Raw genomic sequence first — 23,527 nt, 5'->3', positions numbered from 1 at the left:
TTTACTTTTTCTATGGTATCTTTTTGTATACTATGTTTAATTAAAGTTCCTACTTCTAATATGAAACCCTAGAACTTATTATACATCTATGACTTAAACTACCTCAAGGAGGAAATAAAACGTGAATATCGCTCTCTGGATCGTCCAAATTATTTTAGGATTGGCTTTTATGATGTTTGGCGCAATGAAAACATTTCAATATGAGAAAGCCAAAGCAGGAATGCCTTGGGTAAAGGAATATTCGAAAGGTTTGGTTTTATTTATAGGAGCATCGGAGCTTCTCGGAGGAATTGGCCTTATTGTGCCTTACGCTACGGAAATCGTACCCGAACTGACACCGATAGCAGCTGTAGGACTAGCCGTGATCATGTTTTTTGCAGCTGTGTTCCATGCTAGAAGAAAAGAGTATCAAGCGATTGGCATGAATATCCTATTAATCGCTTTAACGGTATTTGTTGCAGTTGGCCGTTTTTAAGTCGGTTTAACTGAAGTCCGAATAATATGATAAATACAAATTAAAAGCCGGCTCACCCGATCATAAGATCAGGTAAGCCGGCTCTAATCATTATATTTTGCTAAACAAAAAGCAATCTATACCCCAAGCTTCTTCTCCATCGTAAGCGTCTTAATCGTTCCCGCAGGACGAACGATGAGCTCCTGGTCAACAACCTCGTAGCCCATATCCTGATACAAGACCAGATTGTTCTGAACGGATTGTCTTACTCTACATACGCTACTGTTAAGGGCTTTGGAAATCCCTTGCTTCTCAATCCATTTCACTAATCGTTTCGCATACCCTCTGCGACGTTTGCTAGGAACAACGGACAAGCGGTAGAAATAAATCGATTCGCCTACGTACTTAAACCGAACCATCGCAACTGCAGTATCATCCTCATACAAAATAGCTGCAGATTCGCTTTGTTCTTGAAGTGCCGTCAATATCGATTCTTCAGATTCCTCTAAGGCACTGGATGGCGGAATCGCTGATCTGTATTCCTCGAAAGCGATCATCATCAAAGTGTAAATCGTATCGGCATCATCAGGTGTCGCTTCACGTATAGTCACTTCAGAGTCCTTCTTCAGCCTCAACGTCGACTTCGCAGGTGCTTCCTCGGAACCATCCTCAACTTTTGCTTGTACTTCTTCGCCTTCAATGTCCACGACTTCCGATTGTCTACCGCTAACTCGAGCTGGCTGAGTATTCTCACCACGGAAATAACTACGCGTTGATTTTAAGAAGAACATTAAGATTAAAACAAACGATAACACGACTTGCAATTGGTTAAATATCAAAGATAAAAACAAAACAAGAAAAGCAATAAGTATGGATAAGACTAGCTTCCTTTTATTAATCAGAATAACCAATAGAATCATCGATAAGAAGGATAGGGCTAAAAATAAGATCATACTCGTTAAGTTATTACTCGAAACATCACTTAGATCCGCATTAAATAAGGATACTGCTCCCATTACAAACATAATAATTTTGAAATAAAGAATAAATTGCATAACTCGAACGCTCGTTGGTTTTAACAATGTCAGTCCTCCCTATTGGCTGTCCTATAAGTATAACAAAAAAAACAGCTCCGCGGTGTATAGCATTCCCGCAACAGCTGTTTTTTACCAATCAAAATCATGACTTTCTATCGATCTGCCAGCACTTGATACCAGATTCCCCGCTTAGAGTATAGCGATTCGCGAACCTCATCCCAACCCCCAAGATAATCGATGGTGAACAGATCGGCTGGTTGCGGAAAACTATCTTGCATCTGAGCTGCAAGTTCATCCTGAACGGGACGGAAGCCATGCTTGGCAAAGAGCTTCTGAGCAGTATCAGAGTATAAGTATTGTACGAAAGCATCCGCTACTTCACGAACGCCATGACGGTCCGCATTCCGATCAACGACCGCAGTAGGATTCTCAATCAATATGGTGCTCGTAGGTACGACAATATCATATTGAACACCCTTCGCAATCCTTGCTAGTAGCTCATTCTCGTAGGTAACGATGACGTCACCAACCCCATATTCAAAGGCTGCCATAGAAGCACGTCCGCTCTTATCCATCGATTCGATATTGTGGTGAACATCCTCCAGAAACCTCTTAGCGGCCGCTGGATCCTTCACTCCTGTTACGAGCTCTGACTTTCTCAAGCCGGCTCCATATATCGCATTGATGTCCCATTGCGCTCCGCCAGAGGTTTTCGGATTCGGATAGAGCACCTTAACGCCTGGCTTCGTTAAATCTTCAAAATCCTTAATGCCGAGAGGATTGCCCGCCCTCGTGCCAAGCACAACAATCGAGCGCGTCACCATGCCCTTATAAGAGCTCTTATTCCAATCCGGAGAAACGAGATTCGCTTTTACAAGCTTCTCAATATCACCTTCTAGTGCGAGTACCGTTACATCCGCTTCAAAGCCTCCAATGATTGACCGCGCTTGTGTACCCGAAGCCTCATAGGATTCCTGGAAAGTAACGTCCTGACCTGATTTTGCTTTCCATTCTGCTTGAAAGGCGGGCAAAATTTCCTGCAGTGCATCTTTTGCAACGGAATACGCGCCTAAGACGAGCGTGATATCTCCTGTTGTCGTTGTATTCGAGCCACTAAGCGGCTGATTCGCACGACTACAGCCCGTCATCAGGATCGTTAGCAATAAGACGATCAATAATCCGGATATTCCGATTTTTCTGAATCCACCTATTAATATACGGTTTCCCGTCTTCATTGCTTTCCTCCCACGGTGCCCACGAAGGCTCCCGACCTGTCATTACGTTAAATATGAACGGGCATCGGATCTTCCTTCAGCTTGTTTTCCATGATCCAGCTATCGTTATTATTAAACAAATAGGCGCGATGGATAAGCACTTGAACCTCGTCACCTGGATGAACAATTTCCTTCTCTAGCGATCGATAAGTCACGAGGCGAGTTGATCCCACTTCGACCTCGACCAGCCACTCGCTTCCGCGAAAATGGACATGACGAACGCGACCAGATTCTGTAGCTGACAGCAGCTTGAAATCAGACGGTTTGCCCACTTCCACGTATTCCGGCCGTATTAGGGCTTTCGTTCCCGGCCAATCAGAAGCATTGCCGAATCCCCGCAAGGATGAAGCATCTTCTACAATTGTAGATTCCCCGATAAACTCCGCAACGAAAGGAGATTGCGGGTTTTTATAAATTTCCCACGGTGTGCCTTTTTGCTCTAGGCGCCCTTTGTTAATGATCATGATTTGATCGGCTACCTCGATCGCTTCGTCCTGATCGTGCGTAACGAAGATAGATGTGATCCCCAAGCGGTCGATCATATCACGCAACCAAGACCGCAGCTCATGGCGAATCTTCGCATCAATCGCAGCGAACGGCTCATCGAGCAACAGCAGCTGTGGCTCTGGAGCTAAGGCACGAGCGAAAGCCACACGTTGACGTTGCCCACCCGATAACTGATGCGGATAACGCTTCTCGAAGCCGGATAAGCCCGTCAATTCGACTAACTCAGCTACACGGTCTTTAATCTTTGCTTTCGACCACTTCTTAACTTCCAGTCCGAACGCAATATTGCCCTCGACTGTCATGTGCTTGAACAAAGCATAGTTCTGGAATACGAAGCCAATGCCTCTCTCCTGTGGAGGAAGATCATTGACACGCTTGCCATGAAATACAATATCTCCCTTGTCAACGGATTCCAGGCCTGCAAGCATGCGAAGAATCGATGTTTTACCACCACCACTTGGACCAAGCAAGCCGATCAATTGGCCTTTCTCAATCTCGAAGTTAACGTCCGTGACTGCTTGAAAATCTCCGAATTTCTTATATAATCCGCTGACCTCGATATGCATCTCAGTGCACTTCCCTTCTCGATTTAGCCCATTCCATGAACAGCAGTAATGTTACCGATCCTGCTGCGAGAACTAAGGCAATAGAATTAGCGGCGGTCAGATTAAAGTTCTCGACATCTTGATAGACGAGAGTCGTCGCCGTCTGTGTTTTGAATAAAATATTACCGGATACAACAAGTACGGCGCCGAATTCACCAAGAGACCGAGCAACCGTAAGTACGACTCCGTAAACGACACTCCATTGGATGGAAGGCCATGTCACTCGCCAGAAAGTCGTCCAAGCACTTGCACCTAGTGTGGATGCCGCTTCTTCCTGCGCATTTCCGATTTCTTGAAGCACGGGCATGACCTCGCGGACAATTAAAGGAAAAGTTACGAATAAAGTCGCGATAATCATACCTGGTATAGCATATACGATATCAACTCCTGCACTGTTGAACAAAGCGCCAAGCGCTGTTTCTGGTCCAAGCAGCAGTACAATCATTAATCCGCCAATAACGGGTGATACCGCGAAGGGCAAATCCACGATGCTGTTGAGTAATTGTTTAATGCGTTTCCCGAGCCAAGTTGCCCTTACTAAATAGAGAGACATCATGACTCCGAATACTGTATTCACAACGGTAACGATCACGACAATCATACTTGTCACGAATAAGGCATGAAGGGTTTCAGGTCTTGACAATCCATCCGAAAATCCACGCCAGCCCTCATTAAAAGCCCCCATAATAATTCGTACTACTGGCACGATGAGCAATAAACCGAATAATACAACGGTTAAACCAATCCATAAGCGTCTCATCCGTTCTTCCTCCTCATCTGCACGTAATTAACCGTCCATAAGATTAGGAAGGAGATCGTCAGCAGCATAACACTGACTGCGGTGGCACCTAAGGTATTGTCACTCTCGATTTCACCGAAAATATAAACAGATGCAATCAAGGTTTTACCCGGGATATTACCCGCTACAAGCACGACTGCTCCAAATTCGGCTAGAGCCCTGGAGAAGGCTAGCATCGCTCCGCTCAATATACCCGGAAGCATATTCGGCAGAATCACTCGCCAGAAGGTTGTCGCTCTAGATGCGCCTAATGTATAGGCTGCTTCCTCATCTGAAGTTTCCATTTCCTCCAATAGAGGTTGAACCGCACGGATAACAAACGGAAACGTCACGAACACCATTGCAATAATAATTGCAGGCTGATGAAACAAAATGGTGAAACCGAGCTTCTCAGCCCATTCCCCCACTAAGCTGTGAGGACCCAAGAGCAACAAAATCATGAGACCGACTACTGCTGTCGGGAGAGCAAACGGCAAATCTACTAAGCTGTTCAACAGACGTCGTCCTGGAAATCGATAACGGATTAACACCCAAGCCGACATCGTTCCAACCAGTGCATTAATAATCGTTGTAATAAGAGCTAACTTGATCGTCAATAGTACAGCTTTCCAGGCTAATGGCTCCGTAATATTATCTGCGAAAGCAGACCAACCCGAGGATAAGGATTGCCCATAAATACCGAAAATAGGAAATATAATTAATACAACAAAATAAAGCATGACGGCGCTGCGAAATCCCCAACTCCACCAGCGACCCTGTAGCATGGAACTCACGTTGACGTGTACCTCCCGAAGCTTGAGAGCTATATAATATAATTCCTATTAACTTAGTTGGTATTATCACTTTAACAGAAAAAGGCATCCCCCGTCAATGAAAAAGCTACGGTACAATCGCCTTTTTATTACAAAATCTAATGTAACCTATTCGAAAAGCTTATGGATGGTGAAGTGTCCCTATTGCAGATTATTAAACTATTCTCCTTCAATAAAATATTGCTCGGAGCCAAGCGAAAGGATTGCCTGTCCTTGCGTAACATCCGTAATCCAAGCTTGGAACCGCTCCGCCTCTCCGGCTTCTGGAAGACATCTCACCAGCACCCGATCCGTGAACGAAACCTCACCGACCCTGAATCCTCTTCCCCGTAGCTCATTTTCTAGTTTGCCGTACCATGTATAGTCTACATCCACGATAACTTCCCGATGCAACACCTTCACAATCGGTTCAGCAGCATCGAGACCAGCCACAGCTCCATCCGTATAGGCACGTACTAACCCGCCTGCACCTAACATAATTCCGCCGAAATAACGGGTCACGACGACAACGACATTTTTCAAACCACGGTTCTTGATCACTTCCAGGATCGGTTTACCCGCAGTACCGCTCGGTTCTCCATCATCCAGTGCTTTCTGGAATTGATCCCGTTCTCCGACCATGTAGGCAGAACAGTTGTGTGTGGCATCCCAATACTTCTTCTTTAATTCCTCTATGAAAGCAACCGCTTCTTCATCGGACTCCACAGGCTTCGCGTGCCCGATAAAGCGTGATTTTTTAATGACAATTTCTTGTGAGCCATATTGTCTTACTGTTGCATAACGTGCAAGCATGCTAATTCCCTGCCTTCATTCCATAATTCGGTATTACAGCCGATGCCATCATCGTAACATATTGTCCCTTACCGATGGAATTTGAAAACAAAGATAAACATCCTCCATCGTCGTAATTTCAACATTAGCAAGAAACGGGACACTTCCACTAGTCTTTCCGGCGTGCAAATAGACCCGAAAGATTACCTCTTCTGGACCATGCTTTAACGACAATATGGAACACACTCGGCTCATTTTCTCCAACTGCTCACGCCAGCGGGTAGTAGGGATCCTGCAGGTGACAATCCGATTGTCCAATGAAGCTTTCAATTGTTCGGAATCATAAGGACCTTTTAACTGTCCTTCGGATATAAAAAGAATTCGGCAAGAGATATCCATTTGCCGGCTTATAGGATGGTCTGAGGCAATGATAATGCGCTCACCTTCCTCGCTAGCAAGCAACCGGCTAAGCATATTGTATTCATGCAAATCCGTATGGGCGAGCGGTTCATCCAGCAGCAGCAAATCTGGATCTGCAAGCAATGCTTGCAGTAATAGTATTCGTTTTTTCTGGCCAATGGATAAGCTGTCTATCTTCTGTCTCGCCATGCTCTTTAACTGAAAAGTATCCAACAGCTCATCGATTCTGGAGGGGATAAGTTGATTGGGAATAAAGCGCATCTTTGCAATATACTTCAAATATGCATACACCGTTAAACTCTCTAATAAAGCATATTCCTGTGGACAATAACCCATATGCCATTTATATTGTGCTACGTCTAAGGCTTGATTTCCTCTGTGCAATTTAACAATGCCTTTCGCTGGAGTAAGTAAGCCTGCCAAACCCTTTAGTAACATAGTCTTTCCGCTTCCATTGGCTCCATATAGATAGTAAAGTCCAGGTGTAAGTGTTAAGTCTGCGATCCGGACAGTGCGAGCCCCTTCATGTGGATACTTATAAGTAACGTCATCTAGCTTGAGATGAATCATATTCGCCAACTCTCTGTCTGGGTCGCCGATACGGCTATTCCTTGATCCCGGCGCAAACGAAAGATCACATACGCGGCCACAACCACACTTACGATTGCCCCCACCACTTTGCTGGATAACCACTGCTCGAAACTAGTGTCTCCTAGGAAATAGAAAGCGCCCATTCCCTCGCCAAAGATAAATTGCATTAGCCAGAAACCAACCATAGTAAAGGTCGCTGTCAGCGTCCCGAATCGAAGCATCAAAGCGAGCGTTAATAAGCTATAGAGGCACAACGGGATAAGCCAACTGATTGTAAACGGAATGATCGCGATGCCCTCATTCCAAGCGAGAACCCCACTAGCCAGCGCAAACAAAATCAAGTAGCAACATAGGATCATCGCTATTTTCCCCGTTAACCATTGTGAAGGAGTGAGTGGAAATGACATCTCCAATTCAAACATCGGCGTTCCATAAGACCTACAGGAATAAGAAATGCCGAGCAATGACAATAACGGAGCCATCAGCACGATGGGATTCGTGGAGCCTGCGAAGCCGAATGGTTGTTGCGGACTCAACATCAGCATAAGGCTAATTCCCACGGCAAGCAGGGAGCCTACCCAGAACCAAGGGGATAGAATTAGTAGTTGGGGCATCATCAATCGAAATAATCGACTAACCGTTGTGCCGGAGTGTCCTCTTCCTTCGCGATCCATGACTTCGGCAAATCGAGGTGTCCGAGCGTTAACTCCCTGCTCCACATCGACATGCTTATTATCCAGCAAAGGGAGGAGCTTATCGATAAGAGCAGTCGTGTGTAGCGAAGTCGGTTCAGGCGCTGTAAAACGAGGCATCAACTCACCCAGGCGGATGAACGATTGTGATGTGGTTGATCCCTCATCGTCGCTCCCTTCGCGATCTTCGTCTGCTAATTCATTTAGGATCTTCCTTAGCTTCTCATCCACTGCGGGCTACCTCCTTCTCTTCAAGTATTCGCGCCATCTTCCTCAACGCTTGATAGAGCTTAGATTTGACTGTACTTAAGGGCATATCAACAATTTCCGAAATTTCTTGTAGCTTCAAATCCTGATAATATCGCAGCACCACAATTTGTCGGCTATCCTCACTTAACTGAGCAAGGGCCGAGATCACTTCCTCCCGTTCCCATTGACGAATCAAGATGGAAGACACCGTATCGCGATCTGGCTTAGTCGATAACTCTTGCTCATCCGTAGGAACTTCATTGCGATGAGAAGCTTTCTTCCACAAATCTTTGCACAAATTCGTGGCAATCCGATAGATCCATGGGCGAATTGAGACGGGCAAACGCCCGTCTCTTACAGCGAGACAAATCCGCGTGAAGCACTCTTGGGTAAGGTCCTCCGCGATATGCGGATTCCGCACTAGCCTCGAGATATAAGCGTATATCGGGGCATGATAGCGATAGATTAACGTCTCCAGCGCTGCCGGATTAACGTCCTTCAATTGAATCAACAATTGTTCATCCGTCAATACGACAGCTCCCCTCTAGAGTAGATTGCTAATCATCCTTCTTTTGCCAACGGTAAACAAGATGATGCTACCTGCCAGCCACCCCATAGATCCAAACAATAAGAACAAACCATTGTTGTCCAAGGTTACCGCCTGCGTGGGCCAAATCCCTTGGAAGAGATGTAAGGCGCGAGTCCATTTCCCCATTGTCATCAACTCCAACAACCAGTAACTGATTCCCGCACCCAGTCCAATCAGAACGTTCCTGCCTATCAGACTTAACAACAGAGATAGACCAGACAAGTACGCATTAACAGGTACAACTCGCTTAGTTATCTCCCACAGATTCTCATAACTCAAGTGCAGCAATGTGAAGTGAGCCGTTAATAGACTCAAACCAAATGCAATCGTAGCGATGATCAAGGCAAACACGATTCTTTCTAACAACAAATAGTGAGCTCTATGTGGATAAGTAAAAACGAGGTCGAGAGCCCGCTCCTCCATATCTTCCGCGAACAGATTCGTAAATAGAAGGATATTAAAGAGCGGCAACCCAATCATGAGTATCGTAATAATAGAAGCTACGTTTGCTTGGGCGATTTCCCATGACTCCATATTCACGAGTATAAAAAGTAATCCAAACAGTAAAATGAATGCACCGTATAAATATCCAGACAACATTAGTTTACCGGAATAAAACATCCTCCGCATGAAGACGTTCACCTTGATTCACCCGCTCTTGCTTTAAGAAACTCCTCCTCTTGTCTAATCAGATCGACATCGTCAGATTCAATCTTACTGATGAAGTTGTAATAGTCTTTAATGAATTGCTTAAATTCTTGCTCGGAGGATTGCTCGTATATTCGATTCAAATGCTCGAAGTCGGAATTGTTTGGACCATTGTAGCGATCTATCATCAAGGGCTGGCCATTCTTTTCAGTTAATGATTGACCGAGATAGGATGAGAGAAGCTCATAAAAACGAAACCTTGCGTAATTTGTATCATCAACATGGCTCTCGAACAACATTGTTACCCACCAATTCTGATCACCTTCATCGTATCGAGGCAGATTAAAATCAAACGGCAAAGTAGCAATTCCATCCGCATTCGTTACTAAATCCCTGAAATTTAGGTTCAGATCTGACTGAAAATACTCTTTCTTCATCATCGTTACGGAATGTGTAAGAGATTGATGATGTGCGGTATTCTCCGGCCATAACTCCTTAAATAACTGTAATGTTCTATCTGTAAGCCTGACAAGGGACGCCTTTGAATTTTGCTCATTATCCACTGTTGCGTACTGGTCCATAGCTATAGTGAATTCATACCCGCCACTCCGGGAAGTAATCAACTTCATCGGACCTGACAGGATCGTAAAGCCAGGTGACTTCTCAGCGTATAGCTCTGTCCGATATAAGCCATCACGACTAGAAGTCTGATTCATCGACCCGACAACGGGTAGCATTTTGAGCGGTTTATCGCTAATGATATTAACGTTATATTCTGCAGGAGGAAGCGCAAAGTTCTCATCTATTAAATGGGAATACCCCTTTCGTCCTCCATTGCTTGAAGCGAAATAGATCTTATCATAACGAGTCAACTGTTGCATTCCGGGAAAAGGAAACCAACCTGCCCGTCCAGGCAAGTACAGTTGCTCATCGTCCACGAACGCCTGCCTCCAATAGACTCCAACATCATAATTCGGCTCATAACGCCATTCATCAACTTTCCCACGATATATTATTTCTATTGACGCCCTCTCACCTGCGGACAACACCGTAGCTGGCGTGACCCAAATATAATCACGATTAAGCTCCCATTCATAACGAGCAGTCTCTCCGTTTACCCGAACTGACTCCACATTGAAGTAATGCTTCAAAGTCATAGGAAATCTCTTGAGGGATTGCTTCGTTCCATTAGATAGCTCGACAAGAGCCTCAACCTTCAAGTGATGACCATTCTCTGGATAGAGGGATAAAGTATAACGGTCAGCGATAAGCCCTGCATACTCCTCTGCGTTATCCAACTCAAGTTGATCCTTCTCTGACACTAATCGTTTTCCCTGATTATCATAAGTGCTTTCCTCGTAAGTGGCGTAATAGAAGCTCTTTTCCGCATTTATAAATGCCATTCGATCCAAAGAAATCTGCATATATAACGTAATCGATACGATAGATATCGTTAACATCAATGCTGCTAAACCATATATTTTTCTTCTGCCCTGGTTTTCCTTGCGACGGCGCATTCCGATTAGCAAATAAGCTAAGTAAGCTACAATTACACTACTCGCATAAATTAGCCTATGGAGCCAAAAGGTAATGTCATGCGTAAAACCCCATTGCACAGAATACAACTCGGAGCGGAAAGTATCCATCTGAGCGAAGTCAAATAGCCGCATCCAGATGTGTGGAAAAGCTTTGAACACGAACAGTTGAAATAGGTAGGCTGATGCCAGAAATCCAACAATGCCGACCACATATATCCAACGTTTGCGAGATAGTGTAGCGATTATAAATCCAATAATGACGGAAAAGCAGACCGGAATAATTGCGGATACTAATACAGCAATGCCCTTAGCAGCAATGTATAAGGGAATACCGTTCTGGAAGACATGTACCGTGAAAATAGCAGCTGGCAAAAGCGTGATGATGGAGAGTGGGATCGCTAACCCAGCTATCTTCGCCGTCTGAAGCTGCCAATAACGGGTGGGTAGAGCATCAAGCAATAGATCGTTCTTCGTCATAAAGTCCCTTCTGGCAATGTGTATAGCAATTAAAGGACCCATTAGAAATATAATCACTAGAAATAAACTCTGCTGCATCGCAAATTTGCCGATATTGGAATGGTAATCATATTCCGATGAGAACAAAAGAAACATTCCACCGCTCAAGGCACATACGATCCAGAACATAGGCCCGCGGAATAACAGCTTCCATTCAATGATGAGATAATGCCAGAGATTACGCATCCACAGCACCACCCATAACCATCATGTAGGCATCCTCTAAGCCAGGTGCGACAGCTATCGCTTCTGAGAAAGGACGTTCGGGGGACAAGAGGCGGACTTCTTGTCCTGCCTGTGTCTTTCTTGCAGATACAACTATGTGGGAATTACGTAGCAACACTAACTCTGCTTCAGGGATGGTTCCTGTCCAAACAGCTTGGCTTGCCTGAGCTAATAGCTCATCCTGCGATCCCTGAAACAAGATATTACCTTTACGCATAATCGCAAGTTGAGAGCAGCTGCTCTCGATATCACCAACAATATGGGTGGAGAGCAGGACGATTTTGCGCTCGCTCAGCTCGCCCAACAGATTGCGGAAACGAATTCTTTCTTCCGGATCCAATCCCGCGGTCGGTTCATCCACGATAATGACTTGTGGATCCCCTAGCAAGGCTTGAGCAATGCCTACGCGCTGCTTCATCCCTCCGGAAAATCCCCCGATCTTCTTATTCCTAACAGATATTAGATTAACACGTTCAAGCATCTCCTCAATCTGAAGCTTTCGACTAACCTTATTGGATATGCCTTTCATAAGTGCAACGTAGTCAAGATATTCATAAGCCGTTAATTTCTTGTACACTCCGAATTCCTGTGGCAAATAACCGAGTAATCTGCGAATTTCGTAGTCGTCACGACCCAATTTCAAGTTCCCTATCCTGACTTCGCCGGATGTTGCTGGCTGCAGCGTCGCTAATATTTGCATTAACGTGGATTTCCCCGCCCCGTTCGGACCAAGCAAGCCAAACATCCCTTGCCCAATCGTAAGAGAGATGGATTGCAGAGCTTTCGTTCCTTTGCCATAGCTTTTGGTAAGAGCATCTATTGTAATTTTCATCGTTATACTCCTTCATATAAGAGATAAGATGGCCGTGCGCACGGACATTGTCAATGAGTATGACGAGCAAGTTGGCTAAAAGTTGAGTTGAAAATAAAAAAAGAGTGCTCGGAAGCACTCTTTTGTATATTTTCTATTATAGACGAGCTTCCAAAGCTTTCTTCTCTTCCTCAAAGCCTGGTTTGCCCAGCAATGCGAACATGTTTTTCTTGTATGCTTCAACGCCGGGTTGATCGAACGGGTTAACGCCGAGCAAGTATCCACTCACGCCACAAGCGATTTCGAAGAAGTAAACCATATAGCCGAATGTGTAGGGGCTCATGTCCGGCAAATTAACGATCAGGTTAGGCACATTACCATCTGTATGGGCAAGTAATGTTCCTAGGAACGCTTTTTTATTCACAAAATCAAGCGTTTCTCCAGCTAGGAAGTTCAAGCCGTCCAAATCATCTTTGTTGCTCTTGATCGTGATTTGCTCGGGTACAGTTCCAACCTGTAGAACCGTTTCGAAAATAATCCGGCTACCTTCTTGTACAAACTGACCCATGGAGTGCAAATCTGTGGAGAAGTCTACAGACGACGGATAAATTCCCTTGTAGTCTTTTCCTTCACTCTCGCCAAACAGCTGTTTCCACCATTCGGATACAAAGTGTAGACCTGGCTCGTAATTAACGAGAATTTCTATGCCTTTACCTTTACGGTACAACGCATTACGAACTGCCGCGTATTGGTAAGCTTGGTTTTCTTTCAAATTAGGATTGTTGTAGGTTGTGGCTGCATCCTGTGCACCCTTCATCATCGCCTCGATATCGATGCCCGCAGCAGCAATCGGCAATAAACCAACAGCTGTCAATACGGAGTAACGACCTCCAACATCATCCGGGATAACGAAGGTTTCATAGCCCTCTTCTGTCGCAAGCACCTTCAACGCTCCACGAGCTTTGTCAGTCGTAGCATAGATGCGTTTGCGAGCTTCTTCCTGGCCGTATTTGCTCTCTAGCGCTTCGCGGAAAATACGGAACGCGATTGCCGGCTCAGTTGTTGTACCTGATTTCGAGATGACGTTGATCGACCAGTTTTTGCCTTCAAGCGCTTGTAGAAGGTGAGTCACATAAGTCGAACTGATATTGTTACCTGCGTAGAAAATTTGTGGTGTTTTACGTTGGTCTTTCGACAACGTGTTATAGAAAGAATGCTGCAGCATCTCGATAGCGGCGCGAGCGCCAAGGTAAGATCCACCGATTCCAATTACGATAAGCGCGTCAGAATCCGACTGGATTTTCTTAGCTGAGCTTTGGATGCGAGCGAATTCTTGCTTGTCGTAATCAAATGGAAGGTTGATCCATCCTAGATAATCAGATCCTGCACCCGTTCCATTATGTAATTGCTCATGCGCCAGCTTCACTGCTGGTGCCAAGTTATCGATCTCATGCTGACCGACGAATTGTAATGCTTTGGAATAATCGAATTGAATATTTTGACTCATTTCCATCTCCCTTTCACGACCCATTACGGTCTTTACACATTAGATATAGAATACTGAATAAACCCGTTGGACACAAGCGAGGTTCCATGAAGGTTTGATGAAGATTAGTTGAGCCCTATTAAATTCAGCATTTACCGTACACATCGAGCGATAAGCGAACAACCATTTTATTGTTATCAAGTGCTATAATAAGGAATGAATAACTCTATTGAATCGGGAGGATTTGAACTATGAAATCAATCGGATTTATCGGGCTCGGCACTATGGGTGAACCTATGGCTGCCAATCTATTGCGTAAAGGATATTCTGTCATTGTGTACAACCGTTCACCGGGTAAAGCTGGGCAATTGATAGAGTTAGGCGCTGACGAAGCTGCTTCTCCTCTAGAAGTAGCTAAGAGGGTGGATGTGGTCATTACGATGATCAGCAATGATCAAGCGATCGAAGAGGTTTATTTCGGAAGTGCGGGTATTCTGAAGGAGCTAAAGCCCGGAACCCTCATTATCGATTGCAGCACAATTTCTCCAACACTCGCCAAACGAATTGGAACAGAAGTATCCGAGCGATTCAGTGATTTCATTGATGCCCCTGTTACGGGTAGTAAACCGGCGGCCATAGACGGTACACTCATGTTCATGGCAGGCGGCAACGAACAGCTCATCAAGGACCATCAAGATATTTTTCTTACCATGGGTAAAGAAGTGATCCACATGGGTGCAAGCGGAAGTGGAGCAAATGCTAAGATCGCTCACAACACAATTGTTGGAATTAATGCAGCTGGCTTGATCGAAGGAATGGCGATAGCCGCCAAAAGTGGTATTGATGCATCAGCCTTCCTCCGTGTCGTCAAATCTGGCGGGGCAGCGAGCAAACAAGCTGATCTTAAGGGCCAGAAGATCATCGAGCACGATTTCAGTGTTCAGTTCTCCCTAGCACTGATGTTGAAGGATCTCAAGCTCTCCTCCGCCTTAACAGATTCGTTGGGTGTGTCAACACCGATGCTCGAAAGTGCGAAGAGTTTATTCCAACTTGGACAAGCAGCTGGTCACGGCGAATCAGATCTTGCTGCGCTTGCACTTATCTATGAGAATTGGATCGGAACGAAAATTGGCGAACCAGTTGTCCCGGAACTAACAGAAAAGCAGAGCGATGATCGTAGGAAAAAAATCCGGTTGCCTCTAAATATTTCGATCATGATGTCCATCTATCAATGGGAAGGCGATGGCGGCTTCAGTGGTCAGTCTGTTCAAGGTTATTTACGTAACCTTTCGGAGGACGGCATACAGATCGAATCCGAATTCCCGCTTGAAAAGGATATGTTCGTCGTCATTCATTTCCTACAGGAATCTCAGCTTCCTCCAATGACAGGTCGTATTATTCGAATTGAACGCAATAACGGCTCGTTCAAATATGGCTGTATGCTCACTGGTTTACCTCTTTATCAACGCATTCAGTTGCAAGAATATATCATAAGCCAATCTTGATGCTATCATAGAAAAGGGGATGTCCCTTAAGGTCGTTGAAGACCTTAGCGGACATCCCCTTTTCGTTTGAAAATAAGTTATTGCATATCGTCGCTAAGCTTTTTGGTCCATGTCTCGCTTCCGTCTTCGTTACGAACGGATTCATGTGAGACCGTCGCTTCCTGTACCTCTCCGAAGCCCCAGTGGCTTGTTGGCATATCTGGGAACAGCTGAGTATATCCTTGTAGCGGTCCGCGGTACAGCATACGATTAATCATCGTTACAGCTTCGACACGGATAATCTTATTGTTTGGTTTGAATGAGCCATCCGTATATCCCGACAAGAACTTGCCGTTATACAAGGCTTCGATAATGTTACCTGCCCAATGCCCCGTTGTATCAGAGAAATGCACAGTCGTAGACTTGCCAACTTCAAGCTTCAAGAAACGAGCCATAACCGCTGCCAGCTCTCCTCTAGTAATCGGTTCATCCGGACGGAATAATCCATCTTTACTAACACTGAAGTAACCATGCTTTGTTGCGATCTTGATGTAATTCGTTGCCCAGTGTCCTGCACGAATATCCTTGTACGGCAATGAATACTCAACATCCACATTTTCTGTTAATCTCGCCACAATTGCTGCAAGCTCTGCACGAGTCATGGAACCATTCGGCTTGAATTGTTTATCCGGGTATCCAAGAATATAACGATAATGCTTAAGGTCTCCGAATCGATCAGAGTACACATTGACTTTCACCGATGACTTTGTAATCACACTGGCACCTGCTGCTTTGAATTCGCCTGGAATGTCGAATACTTTATCCGATGCATCTGTTAGCGGCCACTTGACAGTGATCTTATAGTTGCCAGATTGTCCACCGGATAGATTCGTTACTTTCCATACGATTGTATTTCCCGTAACGATACCACCAGCCGCATCCACAATGACTGCACCTTCTGGAATCGTCACTTTGATCTCCCCAGAGGCTAACGTGCTCGTTGATTCATTCTTGTAATTAACCGTAACTTGTGACTGTTCCCCTTCCTTTACCTTGTTCTTATCCACGGAAAGGTCCAGGGAAATATTCGGTGTGCCCACCGTCCCGAGTCCATAAGAACCGGAATTTGTACTGATTGGATCCAGTTCCAAATCGTGTTTTACGATATCCCACTCTACTGAAAGGATTGGACTTGTGTAGCTCCTATAGCCGGGTTTCGTAACTTCAAGATAATAATCGGTTTCAGGATAGACATTGTACGCGTAGAAACCGCTCGGGTCTGTAAGTTGATCCGGACTTGCGTTGTTATTTGGCGGGAATACCATAATCGGCAATGTGACAGTAGCACCAGGAGTCAAGCCTTTGCCAATATTCCGCGGCGTATTCGCATAGTGTAGAACTACTTTAGCGCCTTCGATCGGCAATTTCGTCACCGCATCGGTAACGTAACCATTTGGATCAACGAGTTCTTCTGTAATATTCATTTCGCCATTAGCCTTTACGGATACATGGCTACTGCTAATGAGGACTGGCTTGAACGGACTATCTTCGTACATAACCTCGAGCGCATAATCGCCTGCATCCAATCCGTTAGCGTTAAACACGCCCTGACTATCCAGCGGGAATGCTTTCGGCGTTCCGTTCTCTAATACGTAGCTGCCATCCGACTTTTTCAAATAAACGGATGTTTTAGCTAAAACGTCAGAGCTTAGCATTGAAGACTGTCCATTCGGTTGCTTGAACAAGACAAGACCGGTCAGCGTCTTCTCGGAATCGAAATTCTCATCCGGACCTCCCGATACAGCATCTACTCTAGCCTTCTGATGATAGGTTACTGGAGTTAAAACTCCCCCAATGTTTACCGATGTCTCTACTTCAAGATCGTATTCGACATTGCCTTTCGGAACGATGAATTGATAGGCTCCGTTTGCATCCGTCGTTATTTCATCATGAAATATCTCAATTCCGCTGCCATCGTATAACGATACCCTCACAGTTGCATTGGGTACCGGAGTATTATGAATACCTGATGTAATAATTCCGTTGATCGTGGCAGGCATGAACGTGATATCGACAGTATCATTCGCTCGCAAGCCTAGAACTGAGTCGTCTACCGTCGCTTTCAGAGAAATCGTCTGCTCGCTAACACCAACAATCTCAGCCGATTTGTATGTCGCAGTTGCCTTGCCGTCCGAATCCGTTACACCATAATTCGGTCCCACGAAGCTCCCCGTTGCCGGAGGTGCGGTAAATACCACTTCGACGCCCGGTATAGGTTTACCATCATCATCCACAAGCAATGCAGTCAACACCGTCGTCGATTTTCCATCACCCAGTATTTTATCTGGATTAGCGATTAGAGTCAGGTTCGCTCCAACGACCCGGAAATCGTTGTCGGCTAGTTTGGATGCTTGCTCGGTCTGCAACACTGCACCCGCCCCATCCAAGGCAGTGAACACTACGGTTGTTAAGCCTGTCGTAACCGTTGTTGGCAGTATATAGGAGGTATTTACCCATTGTTTGTAACCATCGGTTTCCCACGTGAGCGGATTAGCTAGACTCAAGACGACATCGACTCCGTCAACTTTCGCCGTTACACCTTGGGCGTAAGCGGAACTCTCCGCTGATAGCTTAAGAGGTTGTCCAGGAGTCTCTTTCAAAACTCTCGTATCACCTTTCAGTTTATTACCAACCCATCCGTCAAGTGACTTGTGAATGCGGATCGAGACGTTCGCCGGAGCGCTCAACTGACCTTCATCGTTTTTTACGGTATACGTAAAGCCATCTGTCCCGTATTTGAAGTCGACATTGGGAGCATAAGTCCAAGTCAAACCATTAGGATCGGATGGATCTTGTGTTAGCAAGCCTTTCAAAGGATCCGTATGATTTCCATAAGTCACACCCGTTACGGAATCTAAATAAGATCCTTTCAGGATAATAACGGTGGAAGGCTGACCTTCCTCCATGTCGATGAATAAGGAACCCGCTATCGGTATGTCGTCATAAGCAATGACTACGTTAGCCGGAGTGTTAGAGAAATGCTTCCCGTCCGAGCCATACCAAGGAAAAGTTACAACTCTTCCTTTCTCCAAGCTCGGAGACGGCTCGAATTGTAAGCTTTCCAGTTCTGTTACCGATAACACCACCGAACTGCTTGGAGTGATATAAACGGTGCCGGCGACTGATGTGTATGACAGCTTTCCGCTACTCGCGAAACCAGCCGGCAGATCAATCTTCACTTGCGCTAGATTATCCGCATCAACGTCTTGATAGGCCGGAGCCAGCGCGAAGTTTCCAGATGTGAAGTCGATTACTTCATGCATTTTCCCAGTTTTTCTGATATCCGATACGACTGGTGGTGTATTGATATCGATCGTTACGGTAGCATCATTAAGCGCGTACTGCAACCCGTCCGAACCGTTCCAATCGAATGTCACGTCACCCGACACGCCTGGTTCCGGAATAAATTTCAGACGGTTCAGGTCCGCAACGTTAATCACTTGATTTGGCGTAACATCCGCATCTACACCTAAACCATTATCTAACACAAGTTTACCTTTTGTCGGATCTGGCAGAGTGACTATCTTCACGTTAACCAATGCTTCTTCGCCCGGATCGATATAATTGGGAACAAAATCATACGTTCCCGAGAAAGTCAGTGAAGGATCTCCCTTCTTCATGACCAGATGAATATCAAGTACTTCCGGAGAACTGTTTATCGTTACCGTTGCATCTTCCGGCGCATATTTCGTTCCATTGTATCCGTTCCACAGGAAATCGACCGTGCCATCAAATCCACCTTCTACGGGCACGAAAGCCAGCAAATGTAGATTAGCGACCGGAATCGTATCCCCAGCCGTTACATCAACGCCGTTAAGCACGAGCTTACCTTTTGCCGCATTCGGTAGCGTTACGATCTTTACAGTTTGAAGCTGATCCCCATTTGGCGCGTTGCCGTTGATTTTTAAGTACTTGTCCTTAAAATCATCGGCGGTAAAGTTCGTCGGATCAGCTCTTAGCGCGGACTTGGAAATGTCCGTAGCGATCGGATCGAGCGTGGAGATCGTAACGACATGCTCCGCAAAGCCTGGATTCGTGAATTTTTCTTTTTCTTCAAATGCTTTTTTGTCTGTTGGCGTCATCCCAGCCGAATCTGCAGGGCCGTTTCCACGGTCGTCGAACAGGATAATATTGACTACGTATTCTTTTGAAGGATCGATACCACTGTCTTTAATGACAACCGTTTTTCCTTCTTTCTCTTCATCCGCGGTTGGTTTCCCAAAAAATTCTTTGTCCAAACCAAGATTTCTTTCGACAACTTGTCCGTTGACAAGGGTTCTCTCGATCACGTTAATTTCCATCGAGTAGTTCTGATTCGGAACTTTAGGAAGAAAGCTTGAGTCGATCGTAACTTGCCCGTTCTCTACTTTTAAACCGGCCTGAGTAATTTCACCGGTGTTCCGAACGCCTCCGTCGATAACAAGTTGACCCCAGTCTACTATCATCTGCCAGCCGGTGTATCCCGCATACTCATACCCAGATCGAGTGTCCTGATAGTAATGATGGATCGTAACTCCCACGTAATTATCGCCTAAGTTGATACGATTGAATTCCTCGGGCTTAAACGATAAAACCGTAGTATTCCAATTGCTGTCTTGTCCAGATAAAGCCCCCAGGTAAACAGAGTTACTAATCTCCTTCTTATAATCCGATGCAAAGTTCTTATTGTGGAGATTAGTATCCCACTTCCCTCCAGTCGGCCAAGGTGTATAAGACGATCCGAGCTTGATATCAGCAGGATTAGAAGAAAAATAGACGCGATCCCATTCCCCGTTTGCCGGGTCTGTCGTTTTCACGTTATACTCGTCCACATCGTTGGCTCGAATTAGTAATTGCGCACTTGTGGTCGGTAACTGCGTGACACCTACGATCTTAAACTCAACTGGATATTTTGCGTTATCCGCGAGGAGCTTATCATTTTTAATCCCTATGTTCATATCGCCATCCGCCGTGGTTGACGCGCTTCCTCCTCCCCAGTTATCGTCATCTTGGAAATATGTAGCCCCAGTTGGTGCCCCTGCCGCTTGAGCTTCAGACGGACTTACCATCCACTGACCGAATGCGAGCAAGAAAGCCAACAGCATCATTGTCACTTTTCTGCTCCAGCCCATGTTTCTTTTGCCTAATACACCAATCGTACTCTGAGTTTCCATCCATTATTCTCCCTTTTTTATTATTTACACTTCCACAACATATAATCTATCAGCATAAACTGATCTATTTCTGAACAATCCGACAAGAATTTAGCAATAATGCAACATTTTTATAAAATAAAATAAAAAATCAGTCCGAGAACACAAATGTCAAAAAATAGACAAAAAAAAGATGATTCCTGATAAATACAGGAACCATCTTTTTAACAGCATAATCTAGACTCTTTGTCCGATTAATCGATATACGAGCAAATATAATCGGTAACGGTGTTAACTTTCAACTTAAAGCTGGAGTTAGCAGGCACTTCGAATTTCGTTGGCTCAGTAATTTCTAACCATTCATCATTGCCGGGAAGCAATACGGAAAGCTCGCCCGCTTGAATGTCCATGATTTCCTTCTGGGCTGTTCCGAATTCATATTCCCCTGGAAGCATGATGCCTAGCGTCACTTTAGTTCCGTCTGCAAAAATGACCGCACGGCTTGTTACTTTGCCTTCGAAATATACATTTGCTTTCTTCACTATGGATACATTGTTATATTGCGACATCGTCTCTCTCCAGCTCCCCTGTATGAGTTACACTAATTTTTTGTATTGTGCGACAACATTGTCTACTGTGAAGCCATATTCTTGAATGACGCGGTCGCCCGGCGCGGAAGCTCCAAAAGTAGAAATTCCGATAATAGCTCCGCTGTCTCCAACATAACGCTCCCAACCGAATGGACTAGCCATTTCGATAGCAAGACGAGCTTTAATCGCTTTAGGCAGAACACTTTCCTTGTAGCTTGCATCCTGTTTCTCGAACAGATCGAAGCTTGGCAAGCTAACAACACGAACGTGTATGCCTTGCTCTGCCAACGCTTTCTGAGAAGCAACAGCAAGCTGCACTTCAGAGCCTGTTGCAATGAGGATACCTTGCGGATTTCCATTAGCCGCTTCAGAAACAACATAACCGCCTTTGGAAATGGAATCGCGTGCGTTCGCAGTTCCTTCGAGGATCGGCAAGTTTTGGCGAGTCAGCACCAATGCAACCGGGTTGTCTTTGTTTTGTAGCGCATATGCCCAAGCCGCAGAAGTTTCATTGCCATCAGCAGGACGGATAACCGTCAGGTTCGGAATGATACGGATGGAAGCCAATTGCTCGATCGGCTCATGCGTAGGGCCATCTTCACCAACTGCGATGCTATCATGTGTCAATACGTAAACGACAGGCAGACCCATAAGTGCTGCCAAACGTACCGCTGGACGAAGGTAATCGGTGAATACAAAGAACGTACCGCCGTATACTTTCAAGCCACCATGCAGCATAATTCCATTCATTGCGGCAGCCATACCGAATTCGCGGATACCGAAGTAGATGTTACGCCCGTCATAGTTACCTGGTTTAAATACAGGAAGACCCTTCAAGTGAGTCATCGTGGAGCTTTCCAAGTCAGCGGATCCGCCCACAAGCTGAGGCACGTTTTTCGCTAACCCGTTCAAAGCGTTACCTGAAGCAACACGAGTGGAAAGGGGCTTGTCTTCCGTCGTGTACACAGGAAGATCAGCATCCCAGCCGCTTGGCAAATTGCCAGCAAACGCGTCTTCGAATTGAGCAGCAAGCTCAGGGTATTCAGCTTTATATTTAGCGAATTGCGCGTCCCAAGCCGCATTCGCTTGTTCGCCCGATTTTTTAACTTCTGCAAAATGTGCACGAACCTCTTCAGGAACATGGAACTCTTCATGCGGCCATTCATAGAAGCCCTTCGTCAATTTCGCTTCGTCCGCTCCAAGTGGGGAACCGTGCGGACCTGCATGTCCACCTTTTCCACCTTTGTTCGGGGAACCGTAGCCGATCACTGTTTTAACCTCGATGAGGGTCGGTTTGGAAGGTTCTGCTTGTGCTTCCTCGATTGCTTTAGCTAGCGCGTCAAGATCGTTGCCGTCCTCTACGCGAAGGTACTGCCAGCCGTATGCCTCGAATCGTTGTCCCACGTTCTCGGAGAACGAAAGGCTCAACTCACCATCAAGGGAAATATCGTTGGAATCGTATAGAAGGACCAACTTACCGAGCTTCATATGACCAGCCATCGAAGCAGCTTCGGAGGAGATTCCTTCCGACAAATCTCCATCTCCACAGATCGAGTATGTAAAGTGGTTAATGACGTCATAACCGTCACGATTGTAAGTGGCTGACAATTGAGCTTCAGCTAAAGCCATACCCACAGCCATAGCAAGTCCTTGACCTAGTGGCCCCGTTGTTGCATCTACACCTGCAGTATGTCCGAATTCCGGATGTCCTGGCGTTAAAGAACCCCATTGACGGAAGTTTTTCAGCTCTTCAAGCGGCAGATCATAGCCACTTAGATGAAGTAAAGAGTATAGCAGCATGGAACCATGTCCAGCCGATAGAACGAAACGGTCGCGATCGATCCATTGTGGCTTGGATGGATTATGCTTCATTGTTTTAGCGAAAAGTTGGTAGCCCATTGGTGCAGCACCCATTGGCATTCCCGGGTGACCGGATTTTGCCTTTTCGATAGCATCAATAGAAAGCGTACGAACTGTGGTAACAGATAATTGGTCAATTACGTTAGTACTAACAGTCATTGGATTAATTCCTCCTAATTAAAAGCCTGCTAAAAGTGTCATTCGCACGTCAAATAAAACGTTTTTCACATACATACTGTGAAATATTGTACCATTATGCTTCGCCTATTTCCATCTTTTATGCCTAACCTTAAGACTCAAAAATATCGATGATCTTGTTACTCTCACTCCATCGTTCCAAACGTTTCAAGTAACTATCTGTAAAAATAATAAAAGGA

The 23,527-nt window shown here is 45.4% G+C and carries 18 protein-coding genes; 2 read left to right on the top strand and 16 right to left on the bottom strand.

Annotated features, from left to right (window positions below; genetic code table 11):
* Positions 1-121 precede the first annotated feature (121 nt).
* Positions 122-475 (top strand): DoxX family protein, encoded by a 354-nt coding sequence (locus M1K58_RS20390; protein ID WP_256760728.1) that lies wholly within the window; start codon positions 122-124, stop codon positions 473-475.
* Between the two features lie 116 nt (positions 476-591).
* Here the strand turns inward: M1K58_RS20390 and M1K58_RS20385 are convergent, their stop codons facing one another.
* The 13 genes from M1K58_RS20385 to M1K58_RS20325 form a co-directional block, all read right to left on the bottom strand.
* Positions 592-1,536 carry a GNAT family N-acetyltransferase gene (locus M1K58_RS20385; RefSeq protein ID WP_256760727.1) on the bottom strand — a complete coding sequence of 315 codons (945 nt, stop codon included), beginning with the start codon at positions 1,534-1,536 and terminating at the stop codon, positions 592-594.
* Between the two features lie 107 nt (positions 1,537-1,643).
* Positions 1,644-2,726, bottom strand: coding sequence for a sulfate ABC transporter substrate-binding protein (locus tag M1K58_RS20380; RefSeq protein ID WP_256760726.1), 1,083 nt, complete (start codon positions 2,724-2,726; stop codon positions 1,644-1,646).
* Positions 2,727-2,773: 47 nt separating this feature from the next.
* Positions 2,774-3,838: a sulfate/molybdate ABC transporter ATP-binding protein gene (locus M1K58_RS20375; protein WP_256760725.1), complete on the bottom strand. Its 1,065-nt coding sequence runs from the start codon at positions 3,836-3,838 to the stop codon at positions 2,774-2,776.
* A 1-nt stretch (position 3,839) separates the two neighbouring features.
* Complete coding sequence (locus tag M1K58_RS20370) at positions 3,840-4,637, bottom strand: sulfate ABC transporter permease subunit (RefSeq protein WP_256760724.1); 798 nt, start codon at positions 4,635-4,637, stop codon at positions 3,840-3,842.
* Positions 4,634-5,440: a sulfate ABC transporter permease subunit CysT gene (cysT, locus tag M1K58_RS20365; RefSeq protein ID WP_306220616.1), complete on the bottom strand. Its 807-nt coding sequence runs from the start codon at positions 5,438-5,440 to the stop codon at positions 4,634-4,636. Before cysT ends, M1K58_RS20370 begins: the two co-directional genes overlap by 4 nt.
* Positions 5,441-5,647: 207 nt before the next feature.
* Positions 5,648-6,280: a YigZ family protein gene (locus tag M1K58_RS20360; protein ID WP_256760722.1), complete on the bottom strand. Its 633-nt coding sequence runs from the start codon at positions 6,278-6,280 to the stop codon at positions 5,648-5,650.
* Positions 6,281-6,328: 48 nt separating this feature from the next.
* The gene (locus M1K58_RS20355) at positions 6,329-7,249 is read right to left on the bottom strand and encodes an ATP-binding cassette domain-containing protein (RefSeq protein ID WP_256760721.1); all 921 of its coding nucleotides are present in this window, start codon (positions 7,247-7,249) and stop codon (positions 6,329-6,331) included.
* Positions 7,246-8,193: a hypothetical protein gene (locus tag M1K58_RS20350; RefSeq protein ID WP_256760720.1), complete on the bottom strand. Its 948-nt coding sequence runs from the start codon at positions 8,191-8,193 to the stop codon at positions 7,246-7,248. Before M1K58_RS20350 ends, M1K58_RS20355 begins: the two co-directional genes overlap by 4 nt.
* Complete coding sequence (locus M1K58_RS20345; protein ID WP_256760719.1) at positions 8,186-8,740, bottom strand: RNA polymerase sigma factor; 555 nt, start codon at positions 8,738-8,740, stop codon at positions 8,186-8,188. Before M1K58_RS20345 ends, M1K58_RS20350 begins: the two co-directional genes overlap by 8 nt.
* A gap of 15 nt (positions 8,741-8,755) precedes the next feature.
* Positions 8,756-9,430, bottom strand: coding sequence for a hypothetical protein (locus M1K58_RS20340; RefSeq protein WP_256760718.1), 675 nt, complete (start codon positions 9,428-9,430; stop codon positions 8,756-8,758).
* A gap of 8 nt (positions 9,431-9,438) precedes the next feature.
* Positions 9,439-11,688 carry a hypothetical protein gene (locus tag M1K58_RS20335; protein ID WP_256760717.1) on the bottom strand — a complete coding sequence of 750 codons (2,250 nt, stop codon included), beginning with the start codon at positions 11,686-11,688 and terminating at the stop codon, positions 9,439-9,441.
* Positions 11,681-12,559, bottom strand: coding sequence for an ABC transporter ATP-binding protein (locus tag M1K58_RS20330; RefSeq protein WP_256760716.1), 879 nt, complete (start codon positions 12,557-12,559; stop codon positions 11,681-11,683). Before M1K58_RS20330 ends, M1K58_RS20335 begins: the two co-directional genes overlap by 8 nt.
* A gap of 136 nt (positions 12,560-12,695) precedes the next feature.
* Entirely contained in the window at positions 12,696-14,045 is a 1,350-nt protein-coding gene (locus tag M1K58_RS20325; protein ID WP_256760715.1) for a glucose-6-phosphate isomerase, read from the bottom strand.
* A 230-nt stretch (positions 14,046-14,275) separates the two neighbouring features.
* On the opposite strand from M1K58_RS20325, the gene M1K58_RS20320 reads away from it, so the two are divergent.
* Positions 14,276-15,529, top strand: coding sequence for an NAD(P)-binding domain-containing protein (locus tag M1K58_RS20320; protein ID WP_256760714.1), 1,254 nt, complete (start codon positions 14,276-14,278; stop codon positions 15,527-15,529).
* Positions 15,530-15,606: 77 nt separating this feature from the next.
* Here M1K58_RS20320 and M1K58_RS20315 read toward each other — a convergent pair whose 3' ends face one another.
* From M1K58_RS20315 to tkt, 3 genes are all read right to left on the bottom strand, one after another.
* Positions 15,607-20,721, bottom strand: a complete 5,115-nt coding sequence (locus tag M1K58_RS20315; protein WP_256760713.1) for an S-layer homology domain-containing protein — start codon at positions 20,719-20,721, stop codon at positions 15,607-15,609.
* Positions 20,722-20,954: 233 nt separating this feature from the next.
* A complete protein-coding gene (gene ppnP, locus M1K58_RS20310; protein WP_256760712.1) occupies positions 20,955-21,269 on the bottom strand; it encodes a pyrimidine/purine nucleoside phosphorylase in 315 nt (104 codons plus the stop codon).
* Positions 21,270-21,296: 27 nt separating this feature from the next.
* A complete protein-coding gene (gene tkt / locus M1K58_RS20305; RefSeq protein ID WP_256760711.1) occupies positions 21,297-23,309 on the bottom strand; it encodes a transketolase in 2,013 nt (670 codons plus the stop codon).
* Positions 23,310-23,527 lie beyond the last annotated feature (218 nt).

This window comes from Cohnella sp. WQ 127256 (assembly GCF_024519285.1).
Classification (GTDB): Bacteria; Bacillota; Bacilli; order Paenibacillales; family Paenibacillaceae; genus Cohnella.
The sequence above is the reverse complement of the archived record's forward strand: the minus strand, read 5'-3'. Positions and strand labels throughout refer to the sequence as shown.